Below are 23,198 nucleotides of genomic sequence, written 5' to 3' on the forward strand. Positions count from 1 at the left end.
TGATGAATGTTGCAGTCTCAGATGAAGCGAGGCCAAAGACCGGTGTGCGAGCGCCGGCACCGCCAGCACTGATTTCAATGAAACAGGTGTGCAAGGGATACGGTAGCGGTGAGTCACGGGTGGAGGTGCTGGAGAACATTAATCTCAATTTGCGTCAGGGCGAGTTCCTGGCAGTCGTTGGGTTCTCTGGCAGTGGAAAGTCAACGCTGACAAAAATGTTGGCAGGGTTGGAAACGCCCGACTCTGGGACATTGGAAATGGAAGGCCAGCCCATTATCGGCCCCAGCCAGGAGCGTGGCATTGTTTTCCAAAACTATTCGCTCTTGCCCTGGCTGACAGTGCGAGGCAATATCTCGCTCTCGGTCGATCGTGTGTTTCAGCATTGGTCGAAAGCCGATCGTCGAGCTCACGTGGAAAAGTTTATTGAAATGGTCGGGCTGACGCACGCGGTGCATCGACGTCCGCATGAATTGTCTGGCGGCATGCGGCAGCGTGTTTCATTGGCTCGAACCTTGGCCATGAAGCCCAAGGTGCTGCTCTTGGACGAACCTTTGTCGGCGCTCGATGCGCTGACTCGAAGCGTTCTGCAGGAAGAGATTCTGAAGATCTGGGAAGAAGAACGCCAAACGTGTTTGTTGATTACCAACGACGTTGACGAAGCCATCTTGCTGGCCGATCGCATTGTCCCCTTGAATGCAGGGCCGAATGCTTCACTGGGGCCGGCGTTTGCGGTGCAGCTGGATCGTCCACGGAACAAAACGGCGCTCAACGATAGTCCGCAATTCAAAGGCTTGCGGAACGCTGTCACCAACTACCTGGTGGCGGTGCGGCAAAAGTCACGCGACGAACAGCAGATGGCATCGGAACAGCCGCCGATCCAGTTGCCCGATCTAAAACCAAGGTCAATGCGGTTGCCAAGCAAGGCAATCTTGAACGCTCCGATTTAATTCATCTCGCCTGTCGGAAACGCGTTGCAATCTCCTATCAATCCTTTTCATTGAGTCTCCTTCATGGCTGGTTACGTCGAATTTTATCGGTTGGGGAAAACCTATGACACGCCCAACGGTCCTGCGGTGATCGTTGAAGATTTTAACCTCAACATGGACAAGGGCGAATACGTTTGCCTGCTTGGCCATAGCGGCTGTGGCAAGAGTACCGTCTTGACGATGGCTGCTGGTTTGAATCCGATTTCCCATGGTGGGATCGTGGTTGCCAATCACGAAATCGATGGCCCCGGCCCTGATCGTGGTGTGGTGTTTCAATCGCCTTGTCTGATGCCTTGGATGACCGCCCTGGAAAACGTCCTGCTGGGGGTCAATCAGGTTTATCCACACGGGACCAAGAGTCAGCGGCATGACATCGCAGCTTACTACCTGACGCTCGTGGGGCTAGGCAACAGTCTGGATGTTCGTGCCAGTTCGCTCAGTCAAGGGATGCAGCAGCGAGTTGGAATTGCGCGCGCCTTTGCGCTCAAGCCAAACATGCTATTGCTCGACGAGCCCTTCGGGATGCTGGATTCGCTGACGCGAATGGAGCTGCAAGAGGTTCTGCTTGAAATTTTGATTCGTGACAAGGTGACCACGCTGATGATCACTCACGACGTTGATGAGGCGTTGTTCATGAGCGACAAGGTGGTGATGATGACCAACGGGCCTCGCGCTCGGGTCGGCAAAGTCTTTGAGATGCCCTTCGAGCGACCTCGTGTGCGCAGTGAAGTGCTTGAGCATCCAGAGTACTACAAGTTGCGAGGAGACATGATCTCGTTCTTGGAGGAACAGGATCATAAAAAGATGAAGCAGGATGCGGAGAAGCTTCAGCAAAAGCAAGCTGAGGAATCGCAGCAAGCCGTTAGCGTTTAGTGGGTGCTTTGCTGCCCGCTCGGTTCGGGCTGCACGTCCTTCATTCCCTTTTCGTCATCTCTTTGATCGTTGTCGTCAATGCCTTCAGTTTCTCTGTCGATTACCAATTTCATGTCACAGTTCCTTGCCGTTGAGCTCGATTCCGCGGGAATGGTCGCTACAAGCGGCGTGCCCGTCGTTGATGCTGCCGCACAGGAGTCGCTCTCCACGGGCTTGCCGGCGATCAAGAAAAGTGACCTTGCGACCGACGGCTCTGTTGCGATGACGGTGCCGGTTTACAAAGAGGGCCAGATCGTTTCAATGGCGGGTTTTCTGGCGCATTGCGATCAGCAAACGCTGTGCGTGATGGAAGTTTGGCAACCGATTGGCGTTTACGATGAGCTGTCGTTGACGCTGGGGTACTTTGGAGCCATGGAGCGGTTTCAGAATGTCAGTGCTTATGTGCGTTTTGAAAAAGGGTCGGGGCTTCCGGGGCAGGTGTGGGAGAACCGAGACTGCATCATTCACGATAACTTGCCTAGCCATCCCGGTTTTTTGCGAGCCGCGGGTGCCTCGGCCGATTCGCTTCAACTTGCCATCGGCATGCCGGTGGCGGATGAAGAGTTCTTGGCGTCGGTGCTGTTGATTAGTTCCGACGCATTTCCGATTGCCAAGGCTTATGAAGTTTGGCATCCCGACGGTGATCAGTTCACGCTAACGCAAGCGGCGTATCAACGCGTCAGCGACGACATGCGGTTGGAGATCGGTGCCAAAGTGCCAGTCGCTGCGGCCGGCTCACCGCCCTCCTTGGTCGATCTGGCTTTGCAACAGGGGGCGGTTGTGACGGGCGAGCAATCGGAGCGTTTATGGATCGGACGCGACGGCTGTGAAGCTGGCAGCGGAATGGGGATTGCGATTCCGTTCTACCAAGGCGATCAAGTCCATTCGGTGTTGGTCTGTGTTGCTTAAGTTTTTTGTCTCGCGAATAATTGTTGTTCACACTCGTCACGTCTTATGAGCGCTACGCTTCCCGTTGTTCAGCCGAACCCGACCTTGCTAGATCAATTGCTGCAGGAACAGCAGCAACTGACTGCGGTCGAAGAGTTTAGCCAGTGGCACCAGGGCGATGCCGATCACGACGCTCCTGCTCAAGAGCAGTATTATCGACAACTCTTGCCTGCAACGCCGCCTGGTCCCGGTCAGCAGTTGGCGTTTGAGGTTGATTTGGACGCTTGCAGTGGTTGCAAAGCCTGTGTGGTTGCCTGCCATACCATGAACGGTTTGGAGGAAGACGAGGCTTGGCGAAAAGTTGGCACGCTGGTGATCGGGGATGAGGACCCAGCGACACAGGACCCAGCGACACCGCCGATCGATTCACAGCAGTCAGGCATTGCCGCCATTCAGCACGTGACAACCGCTTGTCATCACTGCGAAGATCCAGGCTGTCTCAATGGATGCCCGGTGAAAGCGTACGAAAAAGACCCGATCACGGGCATCGTTCGGCACTTGGATGATCAGTGCATCGGTTGCAAGTATTGCACCATGATGTGTCCCTATGAGGTGCCGCAATATAGCGATCGCTTGGGGATCGTGCGAAAGTGCGACATGTGTTACCAACGGCTTGCTGTTGGTGAGGCGCCCGCCTGTGTGCAGTCCTGTCCCAATGAGGCGATTAAGATTCGCATCGTTCCGACCGGGCGAACGCTTGACAGCCCCGAGTTGTCGACACTGGTCCCCTCCGCACCCGCGTCACAGATAACATCGCCCACGACACGCTATGTCGCTGAGCAGCCCATTGATCCCAGGTTGGCACGCCCACAAGATGATCGCATGGATGTGGTGGCAGAAAGCCATTGGCCACTTGCATTGATGCTTGTGGCCACGCAGGTCGGTGTGGGAGTCTTGGTTTGCGAATCGCTGGTTGCTGGAGTGGCAGCCATCGGCGGTGTGGCAATCCCGGCAACGGTCACGCTGATCGCTGCGGTGCTGGGGTTTGCGGTCAGCCATGTTGGTTTGGGGATCGCGCCGATGCACTTGGGGCAACCGCTCAGGATGTGGCGCGTCTTTCTGGGACTGCGGACAAGTTGGCTCAGTCGCGAGGCTGTGGTGCTGGGTAAGTTCGTCGGCATCCTGGCCTTGGGAATTGGGCTTTATGCCCTACCTGAACTGGAAAACTATCTGGATGATGGACTGCCTAGCTGGCTGCCTGTGGACGCCATCCCGTCGTGGTTGGGGCGAGCAGCGCTGCTGGGGGCGATCGTGATCGGATTAGCCGGGCTGTACTGTAGCGCGATGATTTACATCGCCACACAGCGTCAACTGTGGCGGCCCGCTCGAACATTGCCTCGGTTCTTTGGCACCATGGTGATCGGTGGTGCAATGGTCAGTGCTTCTCTGATGGCGTTTGCTGGATTCTCCGCGGCGGCCAGTTGGTTAGCGGTGCTGGGCGTTGTCTGCTTGATTGTCAAACTGATTGGCGAGGCCCGACTGTTCGGTGAAACCGCTGTCGATGGAGACACCTACGACCAACGCAGTCGCAACTTGATTCATAAGCGTTTGGTCAAGTCACTGCGTCTACGAAATTGGTTGGCCTATGTGTCAATCGTGTTCGCAGTTGTCGGTGCTTTCACGGTCTTGTTGCTGGCTGGTTTTGGTGCCGGGCTGTTAGCGATTGCTGCGGCAAGTTTGATTTTCAGTGAGTGCTTGGAACGCATTTTGTATTTCCAAAGCGTCGTTCATGACCGCATGCCAGGAACACTGTAAAGGAAAACCGCAATGAGTCTCGCCAAAGAAAATGATTTGACCAAGCCGGTTGATGCAGAAGTGAAGCGGCCGGTTCGATTGCCGCAACTCCTGCAGGCTCGAACGGGTAAGATGACCCGGCAGTTGCTGTTGGAGCCCGGCCGTCATGGGTTGGGAATGACGCACGCTTCGATGAAGGCAGATCAGACCACCACGGCGACCTGTGGATACTGTGCAACTGGATGCGGGCTGCGGTTACATGTTCGTGATGGACAAGCGGTTGGATTAACTCCAGAAACTCAATATCCAGTCAACCTCGGTATGGCCTGTCCCAAAGGCTGGGAGGCCTTGGAGGTACTGGATGCGGATGACCGAGCGACGTCGCCGTTGCTGCGAGCGGGCAAGGGGCAGCCGCAAGAACGCGTCGACTGGGACACTGCGCTGAAGACATTCGTCAGCCGATTCAAAGCGATTCAGGAACAGCATGGCGATCACTCGGTTGCGTTTCTCAGCACCGGACAGATTCCCTGTGAGGAGATGGCTTACCTGGGAGCCTTGGCCAAGTTCGGCATGGGCATGCTGCATGGCGATGGGAACACGCGTCAGTGCATGGCAACCGCAGTCACGGCTTATAAAGAATCGTTCGGCTTTGATGCGCCGCCCTACACGTATGATGATTTCGAGCAAAGCGACTGCTTGGTGTTTGTTGGTAGCAATCCCTGTATCGGTCACCCGATCATGTGGGAACGTGTGCTACGCAACCAAAATGATCCCGAGATCATTGTCCTGGATCCGCGTCGAACCGAGACCGCGATGGCGGCGACGCAGCACCTGCAGTTGCAGCCCAAGAGCGATCTTGAGGTCTTGTATGCCATCACTCAGGTCATCATTGAGAACGGTTGGATTGATCGAGACTTTATCGAAGCTCATACCAATGGGTTTGAGGCTTTGGCCAAGCACGTGCAGCCTTACACTCCCGAACAGGTTGCCCAACGCAGCGGTTTGTCGGTGCACACCCTGCGTCGGGCTGCGGAATCGATCGCCCACGCCAAGGCGGCATCGCTGTGGTGGACCATGGGCGTCAATCAGAGTTATCAAGGCACACGGACCGCGCAAGCGATCATCAATCTAGCCTTAATCACCGGGAACATTGGCCGCCCAGGAACGGGCGCCAACAGTATCACCGGACAGTGCAATGCGATGGGGTCACGCCTGTGGTCCAACACCACCAACCTGCTTGGACATCATCGTTTCGAGTCCGCTGAAGACCGAAATCGGGTGGCTTCCATTCTGGGCATCGATTCACAGCGAATCCCTGATCAGCCCAGTTGGTCCTATGATCGAATCATCGAAGGCATTAAGAACGACGAAATTAAAGGGTTGTGGGTGATTGCGACCAATCCCGCACACAGCTGGATTGATCAAGACCAATGTCGAGAGTTGCTCGATCAGCTCGATTTCTTGGTCGTCCAAGACATGTATCACAGCACCGAGACCGCCGTGCAGGCGGACTTGGTTTTGCCCGCGGCAGGCTGGGGAGAAAAAGAGGGCACGTTCATCAACAGCGAGCGTCGCTATGGTTTGCTGAAAAAGGTTCGCAAAGCCCCCGGTGAAGCGCTGGCTGATTTTCAGATCTTTCGCGCCGTTGCTCAGTACTGGGGTGTGCCGGAAATGTTTGAAAAATGGGACGCTCCAGAGGCTGTGTTCCAAACCATGCAAGAGCTCAGTGCAGGACGGCCCAACGATCTCACTGGGATCGATGGTTATCGACAGCTTGATCAATGTGGTGGAATTCAATGGCCGTGGTCGCGTGACGATGCCAAACGCCATCGGACCCCTGAGCAGCAGCGACGCTTATTCGCCGACGGGAAGTTTCTTCATCAGGACGGCAAGGCACGTTTGATTGTTGAACGCCCCAGCCCAATGCCCGAGGCGCCCTGCGAAGACTATCCGTTTCTATTGCTCTCTGGCCGTGGCACCGTCAGCCAGTGGCATACTCAGACCAGGACTGGAAAGAGCCTGGTCCTGGGCAAACTGTATCCGCAAAATCCCTATGTCGAAATCCATCCGCATGACGCAAAGCAGATTGGAATTGCCAACGGTGATGGCGTCACTGTGATTTCACGACGGGGGAAAGTCGACGTGTTGGCAATGGTCACCCCGACCGTCCAGTCGGGCCAAGTCTTCATGCCCATGCACTATGAAGTGACCAACCGTCTCACCCTAAGTCATTTTGATCCCCATTCCCGACAGCCCAGTTTTAAGGACTGTGCCGTCGCGATTGTTCCCCGTGTTTCTTGACGGCCGTCTTCACCGTCAGCGTTGTCATCGCGGAAGCATGTGGGATCGTAATCGCCCCCGTTCAAACCAGTTCCTTTTCAAGATCGTCGCCGAAATTAGCATTTACCAATGTCTGAGAAAGAGTCATTTAGCGAAGAGCAAAAACAGTTCCTTTCCGGATTTGCTTTTGGATCCGATGTTGCTCGTGCTGTCAGTGGTTTGCCTGTTGTCAGTAACTCCGCTGCGCCAGCGACCGGCAAAGCGACTGAGTTAACCATCGGTGCGGCCGCGCCCTCCGCACCGGCCGGTCCGGAACAGATCGCTTGGCAGGCTCAGCAGGAGGTGCTCGATCGTGGCGATCGTCTGTGCAACGAGGAAAAAGCGAAACGAGAGAAGAACCCCTTGGACATGTGGTCCGAAATCCAACAGCGCGCTGACGCGGGCGAATTTCCCAAAGGAACGGATGTTTTTCTGACCAAGTTTCATGGCATGTTCTACGTTGCTCCGGCGCAAAACAGTTTCATGTGCCGCATGCGACTTCCCGGTGGATTGCTGACCGCGTGGCAGTTGCAAGGACTGGCTGATCTGGCTGATCAATCAGCTGGCGGCTATTTAGATGTCACCACTCGCGCCAATCTGCAGTACCGTGAAATCCCAGCCGATCAGGCGATGAACATCCTGTATGGCCTGCGCGACCTGGACGTCATCAATCTTGGTGCTGGAGGGGACAACATTCGCAACTGCACCGCCAGTCCGCTGTCGGGAATCGATCCTCACGAGTTCATTGAAACGATCCCGCTTGCACGGCGCATGCATCATTACATCCTGAACCATCGCGAGATGTTTGGCTTGCCGCGAAAGTTCAATATCGCGTTTGATGGTGGCGGAACCATTAGCGCTTTGGACGACACGAATGACATCGGCTTTCATGCCGTGAAGATCAATGAAGAAAACAGTGACGCAGAGTTCCCTGCTGGCATTTACTTTCAGTTGACGTTAGGTGGGATCACTGGGCATTGCGACTTTGCCCGACCCACCGGCGTACTATTGAGAGCGGATCAGTGCGTGCAGGTCGCCGGGGCGATTGTGCGCGTCTTTGTTCGCAGTGGTGATCGGACCGATCGCAAGAAGGCACGCCTCAAATACGTTCTGGACGATTGGGGCTTCGAACGCTTCATCACGGAGGTCGAACAGGAGCTCGGTGATCCGCTGCCCAGGTGCGATGAGGCCCGGCTCACAAAGTCGACAGTTGAGGATCGTTTGGCTCACATCGGTTTTCACGCTCAAAAACAGCCCGGGAAACAGTACGTCGGCGTTGTGCTGCCGGTGGGCCGGCTCACCAGCCAGCAGGCGCGGCAACTGGCTCTGCTGAGTCGACGCTACGGCAGTGGAGAAATTCGCTTGACCGTCTGGCAAAACCTGATCCTACCTGACATTGAGGAACAGGATGTTCAGCGGGTCAAGGATGCCTTAGTGGAGATGGGGCTGGGTTATGAAGCTAGCAGTTTTCGCGCCGGATTGGTTGCCTGTACGGGCAGTGGCGGTTGCAAGTTTGCGGCGGCCGAAACCAAAACTCATGGCATGTTCTTAGCGGATTTTCTGGAATCTCGATTCGACCTCGACGTGCCGATCAATTTGCATTTGACGGGCTGTCATCACAGTTGTGCTCAGCACTATATCGGTGACATTGGCTTGTTGGGCTGCAAGGTTGAACAGGGCGACGACATGGTCGACGGCTATCACATTCATTTCGGTGGCGGTTGGGGGATGAATCAAGGTATCGGTCGCTTGGTTTTTGAGTCCGTTGCCTTCAGTGATGTCCCAGCGAAATTGGCTTCGGTGATCTCGGCTTATCTTCAACAGCGTCACGACGGCGAGTCATTCGTCGCGTTTACTGCACGGCATAGCGATCAAGAGCTACAAGCAATGGATGGTTTCCCGGTGCCGGAGGAAAATTGCCAGCCGGCGATGGACTGATCTGACTTGACTGCCGTTGTTTGTTCCCACTTCCCGCGTTCTATTTTTTTCTTTTGAGTGATCCATGTCTACGAGCTTAATTCCCGAATCAGCGCCGTTCACCAAAGAGCAACGGGCTTGGTTGAACGGTTTCTTTTCCGGCATGATGGGAATGCAGTCCAGCGGGGACTCGGCAGCGGCAATGCAGGTTGCTGCGGCAGGAGGCCTGAACACGCTGGAACCTCAGCAGGCCATCGAGGCTGCTGAAGAAGAAGATTTTCCCTGGCATGACGATTCGTTGCCAATCGTTGATCGCATGGAGTTGGCAAAAGAGAGGCCAATGGAACGTCAGTTGATGGCGGCGATGGCGCAACTGAATTGCGGTTCCTGCGGCTATCTGTGTCAGACCTATGCTGAAGCGATCGCCTCGGGAGAAGAATCCAACCTCACCCTTTGCAGTCCCGGCGGCAAAGAAACCGCCAAGATGGTCAAAAAGCTCGTTAAAGCGTCAGGCGGAGCATCGACGGGGGCAGCGAAGTCGACCGAGCCAAGTGCCGATAGTGGCTATAGCCGCAAGCGTCCCTACGAAGCCACCTTGCTGGAGTCGCGTCCGCTGAATGGACCGGGATCCGCAAAAGACACTCGCCACGTGGTGATTGACTTGGCTGATTCCGGCATTCACTACGAAGTCGGCGACGCGTTAGGAGTCTATCCCAGTAACTGTTGCGACTTGGCCAAGCAGGTGATCCAGTGCATCGAAGCTGATCCCCAGTCCTTGGTGACCGTTTCCGATGGGTCAGAGGTGCAGCTGCTTGATGCGCTCTGTCATCATTATTGTTTGAAAGATCCCAGTGACGAACTGCTGGAACTGATGATCAGCGATGTTCGCGATTCAAGTGTCAAAGGACGCTTGGTTGCGATGCTGGAAGATGGTGTTCCAGAAGGCTATGACGTGCTGGATGTCTTGCAAGAAGTGCAAGGAATGCCAGTCGATGTGAAGTCGTTCCTGGAAACCTTAGGCCCGATGAATGCCAGGCTGTACTCAATCGCCAGCAGTCAAAAGCAAGTTGGCAATCAAGTGTGTCTGACGGTTGGCAAAGTCGCTTATGATCGTGAGGGCCGATTGCGAAAAGGTGTCGCGAGCACGATGTTGGCCGAACGATTGAGCCCCGGCGATTCGATTCGTGTGTTCACCCAGCCGAACCATGGCGGATTCACTGTCCCAGAAAAAAACGATGTTCCGATGATCATGGTCGGGCCTGGGACGGGGGTCGCACCATTCCTGGCATTCTTGCAAGAACGTAAAGCCACCGCAGCACCCGGTGATAACTGGCTGTTCTTTGGCGACCAACACGAGAGTTGTGACTTTCTCTACAAGGAAGAGTTAGATTCCTATACGTCCGATGGCACACTGAACCGGTTGGACACGGCGTTCAGTCGGGACGGTGAAAGCAAAGTCTATGTGCAGGATCGCATGCGTCAGCAGGCAGAGGAGTTGTACCGGTGGCTCGAACGTGGCGCCGTGTTCTATGTGTGTGGTGATGCCAAACGCATGGCCGTTGACGTGGATCGTGCTTTGGTCGAGATCATTGCCGATCAGGCAGGGCTGTCACTGGATGACGCACAGGCGTATCTGAAGCAGTTGTCGGCGGACAAGCGATACGTCCGTGACGTTTATTAGCCAATGCTGCTGTCTCCTGTTTGTCCTGGCGTAGGTCGTTGGGAAACGTGTGGAAACGCAGACGCCGCGGGACGGTCAAGCTGCCTGAGCGGCAACAACGGAGCGTTCGCAAATCGCCCTCTCCATCGGTCGCTTCCAGCGGCCCAGGAAAACCCCCGTCAAGCGTCCCGTGTGGGCGTCGGTCAGCTGATTCAATGGCGGTCGATGCCCGCTGAGGGTCGGATAAAGGGGATTGTGATTCGTAGGGGGCTTGCCGTTCGGCAGCGACGTCGCTTTTTAGGGTGGTTTTGCAGCCCCTGTGTAGCAGGCCCCTTGTCGCTTTGGCTGGCCAATCTTATGATTCTGGGCCCAAAATCCGGGAATGTTCCCGAATTGTTTTCCCCTCTAACATGGTCAAATCTGGACTGATGCCCAGCCCCACTCAGCGACACGTTCTTTCCGCGCTGGTACAGAACGTTCCCGGGGTACTCGCCCATATCTCTGGGATGCTTGCCTCGCGTGGCTTCAACATCGACTCCTTGGCAGTCGGTGAAACCGAAAACCCTGTGCTTTCTCGAATGACATTTGTTGTCGTCGGGGACAACCGAGTCTTGGAACAAGTGCGTAAGCAACTGGAAAAGATTGTCACGGTGGTCAAGGTGATTGATGTCAGTGCATCAGACTATGTGGAACGAGACCTGTTGTTGGTCAAAGTTCAGGCGCCGTCAGGACCTCGACGCGCTGAGATTCGCGAACTGGTTGACATCTTCCGCGGTCGCATCGTTGATGTGGGCCCTGAAGAGTTGATGATTGAGATCAGTGGTCGGGAGAACAAGGTGCAGGCGTTCATTGAACGTGTGCGTCCCTACGGGATCACCGAACTGGTTCGCACCGGTCGTGTGGCAATGGTTCGTAGCGACAGCTCTGCGGCAGCCGTTGGCCAGAACAGCCGCGTGATTGCCTGATCGAGTTCGCTTCTAAAGATTTGTCTTGTCACTCGGTTTTGATTGTCGCCGAGGCCCTGACATGTCTTTTGCCAGCCATCAAGTGAGCCACCGTTTGGTGGCAGTTGGTTTTCATCTGAAGTTGCAAAGCGGCAACAGCAATGGAGTACCGACGGTTCCAGTTAGCATCGCCAAAGCGACGAATTGATCTTTGGCTTCACCCCTATTCAAAGTCGTTGTTCGACCAGCGATCTGGCCTCAGTGAGGCGGTCCTTGTCGTTCAGCCCGTTTCCTTCCTTTCCTAACAAAACAAGCAATTCCATGGCAGCCAAAGTTTATTACGACAACGACGCCGATCTGTCGCACTTGAAAGGCAAGACCGTTGCGATTTTGGGATACGGTTCCCAGGGTCACGCTCAAGCGCAAAACCTGCGTGACAGTGGCGTCAACGTGATCATTGGTCAACGTCCAGGTTCAGCAAACTACGACCTGGCCGTCTCTCACGGTTTCCAGCCCAAGTCCATCGCTGACGCGACCAAAGAAGCTGACGTCATTAACATCTTGCTGCCCGATGAAGTGCAGGCCGATGTCTACGACGCTGACATCGCGCCTAACTTGGAAGATGGCAACATCTTGATGTGCTCACACGGCTTTAACATTCACTTCCAACAAATCACTCCTCCAGCAGGAATTGATGCCTTGTTGGTCGCTCCCAAGGGCCCTGGCCACTTGGTGCGAAGCGAGTATGAAAAAGGGGGCGGAGTTCCTTCGTTGATCGCATTGGGCGAAGGTGCTTCCGAAGAGACCAAGCAAATCGGTTTGGCCTACGCCAAAGGCATCGGTGGAACACGCGGTGGCGTCATCGAGACCAGCTTCATGGAAGAAACCGAAACCGACTTGTTCGGCGAACAAGTTGTGCTTTGCGGTGGCGTGAGCGAATTGGTGAAAGCTGGTTTCGAGACCTTGGTCGAAGCTGGTTACCAGCCTGAAATGGCTTATTTCGAGTGCATGCACGAACTGAAGCTGATCGTTGACTTGCTGTACGAAGGCGGCTTGAGCTACATGCGTTACAGCATTAGCAACACCGCTGAATACGGTGACTATGTCACTGGCCCGCGTATCATTACCGCCGAAACCAAGGCCGAGATGAAACGCGTTTTGGAAGAGATCCAAAACGGTACCTTCGCTCGTAACTGGATTCTGGAAAACCGTGGTGGCGCCGCTTACTTCAAGGCAACCCGTCGTCGCGAACGCGAGCACGGTGTTGAGCAAGTGGGTCGCGGTCTACGTCGAATGATGTCGTGGATTGACGACAAAGAGCCTTCCTGATTGGGGCTCGCCCCGTAAAAGCGGCGTCCTCCGTCGCTTTTGGGGAATCTGCCGAAGCGGCATTCTGCCGCTTTTGTGGGGCTGCTCGGGACTCAGATTCGTGGGTTGCAGAGGCTAGCCGCCTCTGCGACGGGCACCGCTCTGCTCGCGGTGTCGGTCATGAGGGAGATTGCTCATTTTGAGCCCCCCCAAGCGGATTGGTATCGCGTTGGCAATGGCTAGAACGCACAATGACTGCATCTCCCGCTGCCTGCAGTCTTCTCTCGTTCGAGGTCCCCATGTCGCATTCTGAATCGTTGCCCACCGTTGAGCAAATCACTCAGTTGCAGATTGATACCGTGGCGCTTTGGCACCAAGAGCCGATCGCCAACACACAGTCTGGATTTCTTGCCCTCGTCTGTCAGCAGCACGAACACAACTATCGTTTGTGGCACCAGGAGGACATTGCCCGTAGTCCCACCGCCGACGATGCCGTGATTGCAAAGGTCAAGCGGGCGATCGACAAGCTGAACCAGCAACGCAATGACATGATTGAAAAGCTGGATGACGCGATCACCGATGTGTTGTCTCAGTTGCAAGTTCGGGCAAGCAATCAGGCGCCGATCAACACCGAAACCGCCGGTAGCGCGATCGATCGTTTGTCCATCATGTCGCTGCGATTGTATCACTACCAGGAGCAGTTTGAGCGCGAAGGCATTGATCAGGAGCATCAGGATAAAGTCGCTGGACGGATCGCACTTTGTCAGCAACAGCACGCCGATCTCTCTGTTTCGCTGCAGCAATTGATCGATGATTTGTTGGCCGGTCGAAAGCAACATCGCACCTATCGGCAGATGAAGATGTACAATGATCCGTCACTGAACCCCGAAATCTATCAAGCTCAGTCCAAAGCCGGATAAGGGCCCTGCGGCGGGGTGATGAGAAGGCAGTGGTGCGAATGATGCTGCACTGCACCGAAGGTCCCTGCCCTGCTTCCTCTGTTTTTGGTCCTCTGATGACTTCATCTGCTGTTCCTGCTGACGTGACTCTTTCCGATCAAGCGTCCGATCAAGCGTCTGATCAGCAATCCGGTGGTCAAGTTTCTCGGCGGCAGATCGTTGGTTTTGGATCGGCAGTGGCGCTCTCGACACTCGCTTGGCCAAGACGCGATGTAAGGGGACAGGATTTGGGTGCGTCTGACGGTCAGCGTTGCCTGCTTGGTTTTAGCACCTATGGCATGCCGTCAGTCAAGACTGAGCAAGCAATTGAGGTGCTTGGCCAAATAGGGTATGACAGTGTTGAGTTATGCGTTCGCAAAGGCGTCGATGCTGACTCGGCAGCGCTTGCCATGGCTCGCCGCGATGTGATTGCCAGCAAGCTTGCCGATGCAAAGCTGCGTTTGACTTCGTTGATGGAGCACGTGTTTCCTTTGAAATCGCAGCAGCCAGCGGCCTTGGTGCGATTGAAGTTAGCCGCTCAGTTGGCCCACGACCTTTCGCCGCAACATCCACCCGTGATCCAAACGGTGCTTGGCGGCGGAGACTTTCTGAAGCTGCGTCAGCAACTGCGAGACAACTTGGGACAATGGGTTGAGCTCGCCAATCAACAAGAGGTTGTGATTGCAATCAAGCCGCATCGTGGAGGCGTGGTGTCCAAGCCAGCCGATGCGCTGTGGTTGTTCGATCAGCTCGGCAAGCCTCAGCGGTTGCGGATGGTTTATGACTACAGCCATTACGCGTTTCGTGATCTTGATTTGGCGCAGACGGTCCAGCAGTCGTTGCCGTACATCGCGCATGTCGCGGTGAAGGATGCCGTCCAAGAAGGTGAACGAGTGAGATTCTGTTTGCCCGGTGAAGCGGGGACGATTGATTTTGCACAATTGATTCGGCTCTTGCACCGCGGTGGCTATCGCGGGGATATCAATTGCGAGGTCAGTAGCCAAGTTTCTAAGCAGCCCGGATACGACCCGATTCAGGCTGCCAAGGTCTGTTACCGCAACCTTTCCCCGCTTGTCAAATAGCAGGCACTGCCCGGCGGTAGACGCGTCCCGTCTCATCTGGGATGGCACGCCAGATTGGGGCCCGCACGCGGCAATCTTTCCACCGCCGTCTTCTTTTCGGCTGCGATTGGATTGCCAACCGATCTCAATCCAGTGGCAATTGATCTAGCTAGCAATCGAGCGGCGGTCGGTTAAACTAGCAAAATCCCACCGATGCAGTTTCTGCATCCTTTCTCATCCTCCTGCCGAGTGCCTCTGATGCGTTGTTCGCGATTCATGTTGTTCGCTGGCTTGCTGCTGGCTGTTTTTTGTCGTTTGCCTCATGCACGGGTTTCCGCTGCTGAACCATCGTCAAAGCCAAATATCATTTACATCATGTCTGATGACATGGGGTATTCGGATATTGGTTGTTACGGCAGTGAAATTGACACGCCCAACTTGAATCAACTGGCCGACTCTGGGATTCGTTACACGCAGTTTTACAACACTGCGCGTTGTTGTCCGACGCGGGCCAGTTTGCTGAGCGGTTTGTACCCTCACCAAGCGGGCATCGGGCACATGATGAGTGATCGTGGCCACGATGGATACCGAGGCGATTTGAATCGTAACTGCGTGACGATCGCGGAAGCCTTGCGTCCGGCTGGTTATCGAACTTACCTTTCGGGGAAGTGGCATGTGACCAAGAAGATTGACCCTAAAAGTGACGCGGACAAGAAAAACTGGCCGCTGCAACGTGGGTTCGATCGTTTCTACGGAACCATTCATGGAGCTGGCAGTTTCTTTGATCCCAACACGCTAACGCGCGATAACCAATACATTTCACCTGCCGATGATCCCGAGTACGGTCCAGAGCAACAAGCCAATGGGCAGTACTACTACACGGATGCCATTGCCGATCATGCCGTCCGGTTCATTCAAGAGCATCATGTCGATGATGGTGAACAGCCGTTCTTTATGTATGTCTCATTCACGGCTGCTCACTGGCCAATGCATGCGTTGGACAAGGACATCGCGAAGTACGCAGGGAAGTATGATGCTGGATACGATGCCATTCGGAAAGCTCGCTATGAAAAAATGATCAAGCTAGGGGTGATTGACCCCGATGCGACGGAGCTTTTTCCCATTGAGGAGCGCTTGAAAGAAACCGAGTTCTGGGATTGGGACAAACGCAACATGGAAGTCTATGCTGCGATGGTTGACAGCATGGATCAAGGCATTGGGCGTATCGTTGGTGCCTTGAAAGACACCGGTGAATTTGAAAACACTCTGATCTGTTTCTTTCAAGATAATGGTGGTTGTGCAGAAAACTACGGTCGCGGACCGAAGGGAAAGCCGCGTGCCGATAAGCCAACGTTGGAGCCACTGGCCAAGGATTATCTGCAGCCACAAATGCAGCCTCGTCAGACGCGTGATGGCTATCCGGTACGAGTTGGAAAAGGTGTCATGGCTGGCGGCGCAGACACGTATATCGGCTACGGCGGAGCCTGGGCGACGGTTTCCAATACGCCGTTTCGTCTGTTTAAGCATTACACGCACGAGGGCGGTATCTCGACACCTTTGATCGTGCACTGGCCCAATCAGGTCAAACGCCAAGGCGAGTTGGATTCCACTCCCGGGCACTTGGTTGACTTGATGGCCACCGCGGTCGATGTCGGACAAGCCACCTATCCCAAGACGGCTCACGGTGGCCAAGCGATCAAGCCCATGGAGGGCAAGAGCTTGGCGCCAACCTTTCGTGGTCAGCAAATTCCCGAGCGTGCTTTGTTCTGGGAACACGAAGGCAACCGTGCGGTGCGCATGGGCAATTACAAGTTGGTTGCACGTGGTGCCAAGGGAAAATGGGAACTGTACGATCTGAGCAACGATCGGAGTGAGCAGCACGATTTGGCAGAATCCAAACCAGCCAAAGCAAAAGAGCTAGCCGCAGCATGGCAAGCCTATGCCGAACGAGCAAACGTGTTGCCACTGAATCCCAAACGCCCCAAGTAGGCCAGGAGTTCATTGGTGCGTGCAAGCGCGGTACCCGACGAGTGTGATGTCATTGCCGCGCGCACTGGACGAACCTTTCGCGGATCGAGCGTTTGAAGGCCTTACGTTAGATCGCTGATCAGGCCGTTGCTGTCGGCAAACTGATCCATCGTGAGCCCCAGCAGTTTTGCCTGAGTCAGCCATAGGTTGGCCAGCGGTGTGCCTTCGGGCATATGAATGTGTTGCTGTTTGCGAACGCGATCCCCGCCACCGGCAACAATGATGGGCAGGTCGTTGTACTGGTGCGTGGATCCATCGCCCAGGCCTGAACCATAGGTAAACAGGGTGTTATCCAGCAGCGAGCTACCATCGGATTCGCAGATGCTCTTCATCCGGCCGACCAAGTAGGCAAACTGTTCCATGTGGAAGCGATCGACTCTTAGGAGATCGTCGATCATCTTGGTTTGATTGTGAGACATTTGGTGATGGCTGCGAGGTTTATCGAACAGGCCATCAAACATGTACGGTGTGTCCCAGCGTTCTGGGCCGACCATGAAGGTGGAGACGTTGGTCAATCCGGTTTGCAGTGCGGTGACCATTAAGTCGCCCATTAAGCGAATGTAGTCTCCGCGTGGCAGGTAGGACGCGGTGGGCAATTCAAAGTCAACGCGCGATAACTCTCCACGCATTTGTTCCAAGCGATTCATTTGGTTTTCGATCGCTCGAATGGATTCAAAGTACTCATTGAACTTGTTGCGATCTTCTTTGCCTAGGTTGCGTTGCAGACTGCGAGCGTCTTCCAGGACGAGACTGGTGATGTCCCGGTACTTTGCGACCTCGCTGGTCGAAAAGAGACGCTGATACATCTTGCGCGGATCCCGGACCGAAGGTGCTAAGTGGCCCGTGCCGTACCAGGAAATGTTGTCAAAGTAGATGGATTCTTTGTTGTCGCGGTGGCTATTGCAGCTGAATTCAAGTGTGCGAAATGGAGTGGTGGTGCCAATTTGATCGGCGACCAAATGGTCGAGCGTCCGATCCAGCGGCCAGGCGGTGCCTTCAATCGTATAGGGTTTGGCGCTACTTAGATAACACGAGGCGCACTGTGCATGCACGTCCGTTCCCTGCTGAAAAGTTCGGTCCATGCCGGTGATCAGATTGATTTGATCTTTGAACGGTTCCAGCGGCTGCATGGTCGGCGTCAACTCGTCGAGCGGTTTGACACCGTAGTTGGGGTCCTGTTGACCCAACGAACTCATCACATTGCCGAGATTGCCTTTGGGGATCACATGCTCGGCTTCACCGGGAAAGAAACCGCGGCGAACGACTCCGATGGGCACGTAGAAGTGTGCCATTCGCAACGGCGGTGCCGCTGCGGCCAGGGTGGCGCCTGGGGCAATGCTTTCTAGTGCTGGCAAAGCCAAAGCGGTGCCGCCCAGGCCATGCAAAAAACGCCTTCGCGAGACAGTCATCGTGGTGATTCCGTTCCAGGACAAAAGAGAACAGGCATGGTTGGCAACCGTGTGCCAGTGCCGTGGAAAACCACCACTATACACAAAATCACCGCACAAATCCCGTTCGGCCCGACAATCGTTGTGCGATCCGGTCGCTCGATGGCGGTGTGCTGTGCCGATTGGCTAATCCGTCCAGTTCCACTTGCACTGATAGCGGTGGTGTTCTTTGGGATTGATTAGCTGAAAAGAGACCATCGAGCCTGCGGGAAGGTTGACGATGCTATTGGGAATCACGGTTTTGCGTTCACCCGGTTGGTCGATTGGAAAGGAGGTGATTTCAAAGCGATTGTAGGCGCGTCCCTGAGGCAGCAGCAGCCAAACCTGAGTGATGTTGGTGTCCATCACGATTTGCATCTCGAACTCGGCTTGTCCGCCGGAGGATGAAGCCGCGTCTGGAGCAAGTTACCCTTCGAGAATTAAATCGACTTCCTTGCCGACGGGAACCTCTGACAAGTCAAAATCCATCTCCCAGGCACAGTTTCCATCGACCGGTCTTGTCTTGCGAAACACAAAATCCAAATTCGGTGAGAGCGAGTTCACCATGGGGCTGTGGCGCAGACGTCGCTGCTAAGAATCAGATGCCCATCAACCGAATCTTCCTGACGCAACAACTTGACCCTGGCATACATGTACGGGGCAATGTCTTTCTGTTCAGTGCCGTCCCATTTTCTCAGGTCGATGATTCGATGGTCCATGATGGCATCGAATCCCGTCGTCTGAAGACCTTGGATTTGATCGACAATCTCCACCGGTGGCGTGGCGATCTCCGGGGGGCCTGGCAATGACAGAAGCCGAATGATTTGATTGTAGACGGGACTGGTGCTCTGAATGGCCTGCAACACTTGACTTTGCGTTCGCGACTTTTTCATCGTGCGATAAAGCACCATCGGTGGCGCTAGCAACACAACAAGCAGCACAGGGATCCAGAAGTAGCTTGACCAATCGCGCCCATCAAACAGGGTGGAAAAGACACTGCGTGATGATGATCCACGCAGTTCACGACCCGCTTGAATCATTGGCGAGGCTGTTCGTGAAGCGGGTTCGGACTGGGGGAGTTTCGGAAGCGAGGGGGAGGTCGATCGAGATTGCTTGAGCGGGCTCCAAGTCACTTGCTTGACCGGCGTAGCCAGTTCGTCGCTCAGTTTTTCTTCGCAGATCGATTTGGCAACGGCGTAGCCGTGTCGAACCAAGAGGTCGACTTCCAAGTCACTGAAATGATCCATGTCGGTACGAATAAAGGCGATCTGTTTTTGAATCGAACGCGGCAGGTTGAGCGCTGCGAACTCCGATTCGACCGTTTGGGTGATTGGGAAGAAGACGGCATTCTCAAAGCCACGAAATGCTTCGTCTTCTAATTGATTGACGCGGTCAAGCAGAATGTCGGTGGAACGCAGTGCCGTGACAACCAGGCCACCGGCACGACCTTCAGAACGAATCTTGAACGTGGCGCCGGCGTTGGAAACGAAGATCCGTTTCAGTTCGTCGGCATGATATTGGTTGCGTAGTTCCTTGCCTCGCAAATAATGGAACATTCGCAGACCAATGTTGTCATAGATGCCGCCATCAGTCAGGGAGAGTTTGCGAAAGTCCGATTCTCGAGCGCCAAGATTGGCCGCTGAGAGTTCCATGGGCGGGAAGAAGCCGGGGAACGCTGATGAGGCGGCAACGGCGGTCGCAACCGTCGTCAAGCCAGCATCGATCTGTTCGAAATGCAAGTCACCGTTCGCCCGGCGACGCTGCATCAGCATGCCCCCTTGGTGAAAGGCGCAAAGCGAGCCTTCGTTCAAGTTGGTCGACAACAGGAAAACGTGTGGTGTTGCCGGAAGATCCAGCATGCCAACATCACCATACAAGTGACGACGGTAATCGGATTCCAGCATCCCTGCCCGAGTGAGACTGCGTTTGCTGCCCATCCGCACGGACTGTCGCAGGATGTTCAGACCCGAAGCGAGCGGAAAACGTCGCACGATCTTGTTGCGAACATCCTTTTGCACAAACTGGACAAGCTCACGCGCCGCGTCGTCAAAGCTGTCGGGATCACCGTTGTAACGATCCCAATTCAAAATTAAATGTGCCGCGGTGACGCTGCCGCCAGAGACGGCGGTAATGTGAGAGATGTTCTGCAGCAGATTGGCGTCATGAAGAAAGCGAATCACACCAAGATGGTAAAGGCTGGCCCGAAAACCGCCCCCCGAGAGTGCCAATCCAAATTGAGTCATCTGTTTGTGCTCATGTCCAAACGCGATCTGCAATGTTTAGATAAACATGGGCCATGACCAGCGTTTGAAAACCAAAAGAAGGTCATCCAACCTCGGTTTGCAGTGGCTACTGACTTGTTGGAGGATGGGTTTTGCCTAACCCACAGCGTTTGCAGCTTGCGCCAACCAGGCCGGATCGATGGAATGTTCCGATTGCGCTTTCAAAGTCATCAGGGAGATCCAACGACAGGCAACACTGTCGCCCCGTCCCTGTGACTACGGAAGCACGCAGACAATGGAAAATTGCAGTCGATTGGCGTCTGCGGATGCCCCGTCGGCGTTTTGACGGGTGCCGTAAAGATACTCAACGCCTGCATAGACCCGTTTGGCCGGGCTCCAGATCAGGTTGGCCGCCAGATAGCTTGTCTCAGCGACATCATTGGCGAACCCACTGACTTGGGTGTCGAGTGTGTTTTCAGCATAGGTGAAGTTCGAGCTGTACTTTTCGCTCCACTGCACAGTGCAGCCGACCATCCAGCCAAACAAAGGCTGGGTGATCGTGCCGAACGACGGGTCATAGACCGCATCGGGAAGGCTACGGAAACTGCCAATGCCGTCACCGACAAGAATTTGTGAATACACTTGGAACTCGTCGATCAAGGCGACGACGGATGTCAAGTTAACGCCCCAGCCGTCGCCACGGACCGTTTGTTGATCCAGGGGTTGGAATCCACCTTCACGAAACAGGACCGCGACCTGTGATGAAGTCCAATCGTTGGTGTACCTGAGGTTGGTGACCAAATCTGGGACGGGGGAACGTGATTCACCTAATACCAAAGGAAGCGTTTCAACGACGAACAACGCGTCTTCAATCGAAAGTGACCATGAAAGGTGGTCAGGGACCAGGATTCGTTTCCAACGGATCAGTGCCTTGCGCCGGTTGACTGACGAAACCGAACCTTCAAAGTCAAGGGTTCGCGGAGCCGCAGCGACATCGGTAAACGCGGTCCAAGTATGCCCAATGGTGAATTCACCGACATTGCCATAGGCATGCCGCAGTCGCAGGCGATCTCCGTCACTGAAAAAGTCTGCTTCGACATACATCTTCAGCGTTTCCCCACCGGTGCGCCAACGCGTGTCTAAACTCAAACGGGTTTGCCGAGCATGAATGCGATAGTTGGTGCGTGGAGGCGCCCCGACCGGGATCTCCGTCGTGATAAACGTATCAGGCGAATCAATGGGGTTGAAGTCATAGATGAAGTCTGTCTTGACGTATCCGCCAATCTTCAGCACCGCGTCGGTTCCGCGAATCAATAGACCGCCTTCAAAGAGCGGTTCAGAGTAAAAGTCAACGCCAACGCCACTGCCAAAACTGGCTGCCTGGGTCGGTCCGTTATTGTCGGGGAGCAGAGCGACACCGCCGGTGCCAAACAAAATTGAGGGACTCGGCGCCGGAAGATCTTCCTGCAGCATTGCTGGCATCACTGGAAACCGACCCGTCATGCTGGGGGCGGTTGGGATGGGCGTGACGGTGGACTGGGGCTGCTGCGGTTGGATACCGGATGCATCATTGCCGGGCGCATCATTACATGAAGCTTCCAGTCGGGCGTCGTTGGATGGGTCGGCAGTCCAATGGGAATCAGTGAAGCTGTTCTTGATCGGCACACTATCGAGATGCTGCCAAGTCATGGTTGGCGATTCGGGTTGTGTGATCGGTGGTAAGGCAATGGGTGAGGCTGGCGAGATGGTCATCAGCTCCGGCAGCGACGTGAAATCCGGCGCCGTCTTCGGTTCATCACCTTGAACACTGCTTGCAAACAAGCATGCCACCAGCCAGAGGCTGGTCAATCCAGGCATCCAGTGATGCAGCGGTCGTTTGATTGCAAAGAACATCTGGCCGTTGGTATCAGGAAAACGTGTGAATGCGGTCCCTGCTGTGTGAACGCACCAGCCTTCATTGACTTTGGCGCATCCGTGCAGCGAGAGAGGCGTTGTTGGGAAGCGAGACGCAGTCGCTTGTCTGTGGATACGAAAGCTGAGTTTCGCCTGTCAATGTCGGCCCGCCGGGATTGTGCACATTGCGGCCGAACGAGAGACTGTTCCCGGCAAGCGGAGAACCAAAGAACTGGCCAGCGGGAAACATGGCCTGTTTTGAGGCTGAGTTTCACAGCTGACTACAATCCACAGAGATGACATTCGGCTCGCCCTGCGAACCGATTTTCTTTCTAGCAGGAGACAGGCTCTCTCATCAGGGCTTTCCCGGTGCTGCTCTGCTCCGTTCATCACACGAATCCACGGTGACCACGACGATGACCACCACGAAAGAACATGACCAGCGAATCGCTTCGATGACCTTCGCTTCGGTCTATCCGCATTACGTGACCAAGGTCGAAAAGAAAGGTCGGACCGAGGCCGAGCTTCACGAGGTGATTGCTTGGTTAACAGGCTATTGCCCGGCGGACCTAACGCGTCTGATCGAAAGCAATGCGACGTTTCAGGATCTGTTTGCCGGTGCCACGCTGAATTCCAACGCAAGCCTGATCACAGGCACGATTTGTGGCTATCGCATTGAAGAAATTGAGACTCCACTCACCAAGCAAGTGCGTTATTTGGATAAACTGGTCGATGAACTCGCTAAGGGACGCAAGATGGAAAAAATCCTGCGTTCAGCGAAGTGATTTGACCAACCTTGGTTCGCTCGACAGCGTTGAAGATCGCGGGGCTTGCGATTTCTGACTGCGTTTTGGCTAACCCGCCGATGAACTGCCTGACTTTTTTTTCCGCTTCTGTTGAT

18 protein-coding genes are annotated in these 23,198 nt (G+C 54.9%); 13 read left to right on the plus strand and 5 right to left on the minus strand.

The window, feature by feature from the left end:
- The first annotated feature begins 2 nt into the window (after positions 1-2).
- The 12 genes from SV7mr_RS05580 to SV7mr_RS05635 all read left to right on the plus strand — a co-directional run bounded on the left by SV7mr_RS05580 (position 3) and on the right by SV7mr_RS05635 (position 16,716).
- Entirely contained in the window at positions 3-947 is a 945-nt protein-coding gene (locus tag SV7mr_RS05580) for an ABC transporter ATP-binding protein (RefSeq protein ID WP_145278088.1), read from the plus strand.
- Positions 948-1,010: 63 nt separating this feature from the next.
- A complete protein-coding gene (locus SV7mr_RS05585) occupies positions 1,011-1,859 on the plus strand; it encodes an ABC transporter ATP-binding protein (RefSeq protein ID WP_145269975.1) in 849 nt (282 codons plus the stop codon).
- Positions 1,860-1,970: 111 nt separating this feature from the next.
- Entirely contained in the window at positions 1,971-2,807 is an 837-nt protein-coding gene (locus tag SV7mr_RS05590) for a GAF domain-containing protein (protein ID WP_145269977.1), read from the plus strand.
- A 45-nt stretch (positions 2,808-2,852) separates the two neighbouring features.
- On the plus strand, positions 2,853-4,601 hold the full coding sequence (locus SV7mr_RS05595; protein WP_145269979.1) for a DmsC/YnfH family molybdoenzyme membrane anchor subunit: 1,749 nt from the start codon (positions 2,853-2,855) through the stop codon (positions 4,599-4,601).
- Between the two features lie 111 nt (positions 4,602-4,712).
- Positions 4,713-6,881: a molybdopterin oxidoreductase family protein gene (locus SV7mr_RS05600; RefSeq protein WP_419188450.1), complete on the plus strand. Its 2,169-nt coding sequence runs from the start codon at positions 4,713-4,715 to the stop codon at positions 6,879-6,881.
- Between the two features lie 108 nt (positions 6,882-6,989).
- A complete protein-coding gene (locus tag SV7mr_RS05605; RefSeq protein ID WP_145269983.1) occupies positions 6,990-8,837 on the plus strand; it encodes a NirA family protein in 1,848 nt (615 codons plus the stop codon).
- 64 nt (positions 8,838-8,901) lie between these two features.
- Positions 8,902-10,497, plus strand: coding sequence for a sulfite reductase subunit alpha (locus tag SV7mr_RS05610; RefSeq protein WP_145269985.1), 1,596 nt, complete (start codon positions 8,902-8,904; stop codon positions 10,495-10,497).
- A 389-nt stretch (positions 10,498-10,886) separates the two neighbouring features.
- Positions 10,887-11,441, plus strand: a complete 555-nt coding sequence (gene ilvN, locus SV7mr_RS05615; protein ID WP_145269987.1) for an acetolactate synthase small subunit — start codon at positions 10,887-10,889, stop codon at positions 11,439-11,441.
- 300 nt (positions 11,442-11,741) lie between these two features.
- Positions 11,742-12,749, plus strand: coding sequence for a ketol-acid reductoisomerase (gene ilvC / locus SV7mr_RS05620; protein ID WP_145269989.1), 1,008 nt, complete (start codon positions 11,742-11,744; stop codon positions 12,747-12,749).
- Positions 12,750-13,027: 278 nt separating this feature from the next.
- Positions 13,028-13,648 (plus strand): DUF4254 domain-containing protein, encoded by a 621-nt coding sequence (locus SV7mr_RS05625; protein WP_145269992.1) that lies wholly within the window; start codon positions 13,028-13,030, stop codon positions 13,646-13,648.
- A 95-nt stretch (positions 13,649-13,743) separates the two neighbouring features.
- Positions 13,744-14,748, plus strand: a complete 1,005-nt coding sequence (locus tag SV7mr_RS05630; protein WP_419188143.1) for a sugar phosphate isomerase/epimerase family protein — start codon at positions 13,744-13,746, stop codon at positions 14,746-14,748.
- A 237-nt stretch (positions 14,749-14,985) separates the two neighbouring features.
- Positions 14,986-16,716 (plus strand): arylsulfatase, encoded by a 1,731-nt coding sequence (locus SV7mr_RS05635; RefSeq protein ID WP_419188144.1) that lies wholly within the window; start codon positions 14,986-14,988, stop codon positions 16,714-16,716.
- A 101-nt stretch (positions 16,717-16,817) separates the two neighbouring features.
- Here the strand turns inward: SV7mr_RS05635 and SV7mr_RS05640 are convergent, their stop codons facing one another.
- The 5 genes from SV7mr_RS05640 to SV7mr_RS05655 all read right to left on the minus strand — a co-directional run bounded on the left by SV7mr_RS05640 (position 16,818) and on the right by SV7mr_RS05655 (position 22,297).
- Positions 16,818-18,164, minus strand: a complete 1,347-nt coding sequence (locus tag SV7mr_RS05640) for a DUF1552 domain-containing protein (RefSeq protein WP_145269996.1) — start codon at positions 18,162-18,164, stop codon at positions 16,818-16,820.
- 165 nt (positions 18,165-18,329) lie between these two features.
- Complete coding sequence (locus SV7mr_RS05645) at positions 18,330-18,548, minus strand: hypothetical protein (RefSeq protein ID WP_145269997.1); 219 nt, start codon at positions 18,546-18,548, stop codon at positions 18,330-18,332.
- Between the two features lie 60 nt (positions 18,549-18,608).
- Positions 18,609-18,749: a hypothetical protein gene (locus tag SV7mr_RS25100; RefSeq protein ID WP_419188145.1), complete on the minus strand. Its 141-nt coding sequence runs from the start codon at positions 18,747-18,749 to the stop codon at positions 18,609-18,611.
- Entirely contained in the window at positions 18,743-20,425 is a 1,683-nt protein-coding gene (locus tag SV7mr_RS05650) for a patatin-like phospholipase family protein (protein WP_145269999.1), read from the minus strand. Before SV7mr_RS05650 ends, SV7mr_RS25100 begins: the two co-directional genes overlap by 7 nt.
- 255 nt (positions 20,426-20,680) lie before the next feature.
- Positions 20,681-22,297 (minus strand): DcaP family trimeric outer membrane transporter, encoded by a 1,617-nt coding sequence (locus SV7mr_RS05655; RefSeq protein ID WP_145270001.1) that lies wholly within the window; start codon positions 22,295-22,297, stop codon positions 20,681-20,683.
- 416 nt (positions 22,298-22,713) lie between these two features.
- Between SV7mr_RS05655 and SV7mr_RS05660 the strand changes: the two genes are divergently transcribed.
- Complete coding sequence (locus SV7mr_RS05660; protein ID WP_145270003.1) at positions 22,714-23,082, plus strand: DUF2200 domain-containing protein; 369 nt, start codon at positions 22,714-22,716, stop codon at positions 23,080-23,082.
- Positions 23,083-23,198 lie beyond the last annotated feature (116 nt).

It is taken from the genome of Stieleria bergensis (genome assembly GCA_007745635.1).
GTDB lineage: Bacteria > Planctomycetota > Planctomycetia > Pirellulales > Pirellulaceae > Stieleria > Stieleria bergensis.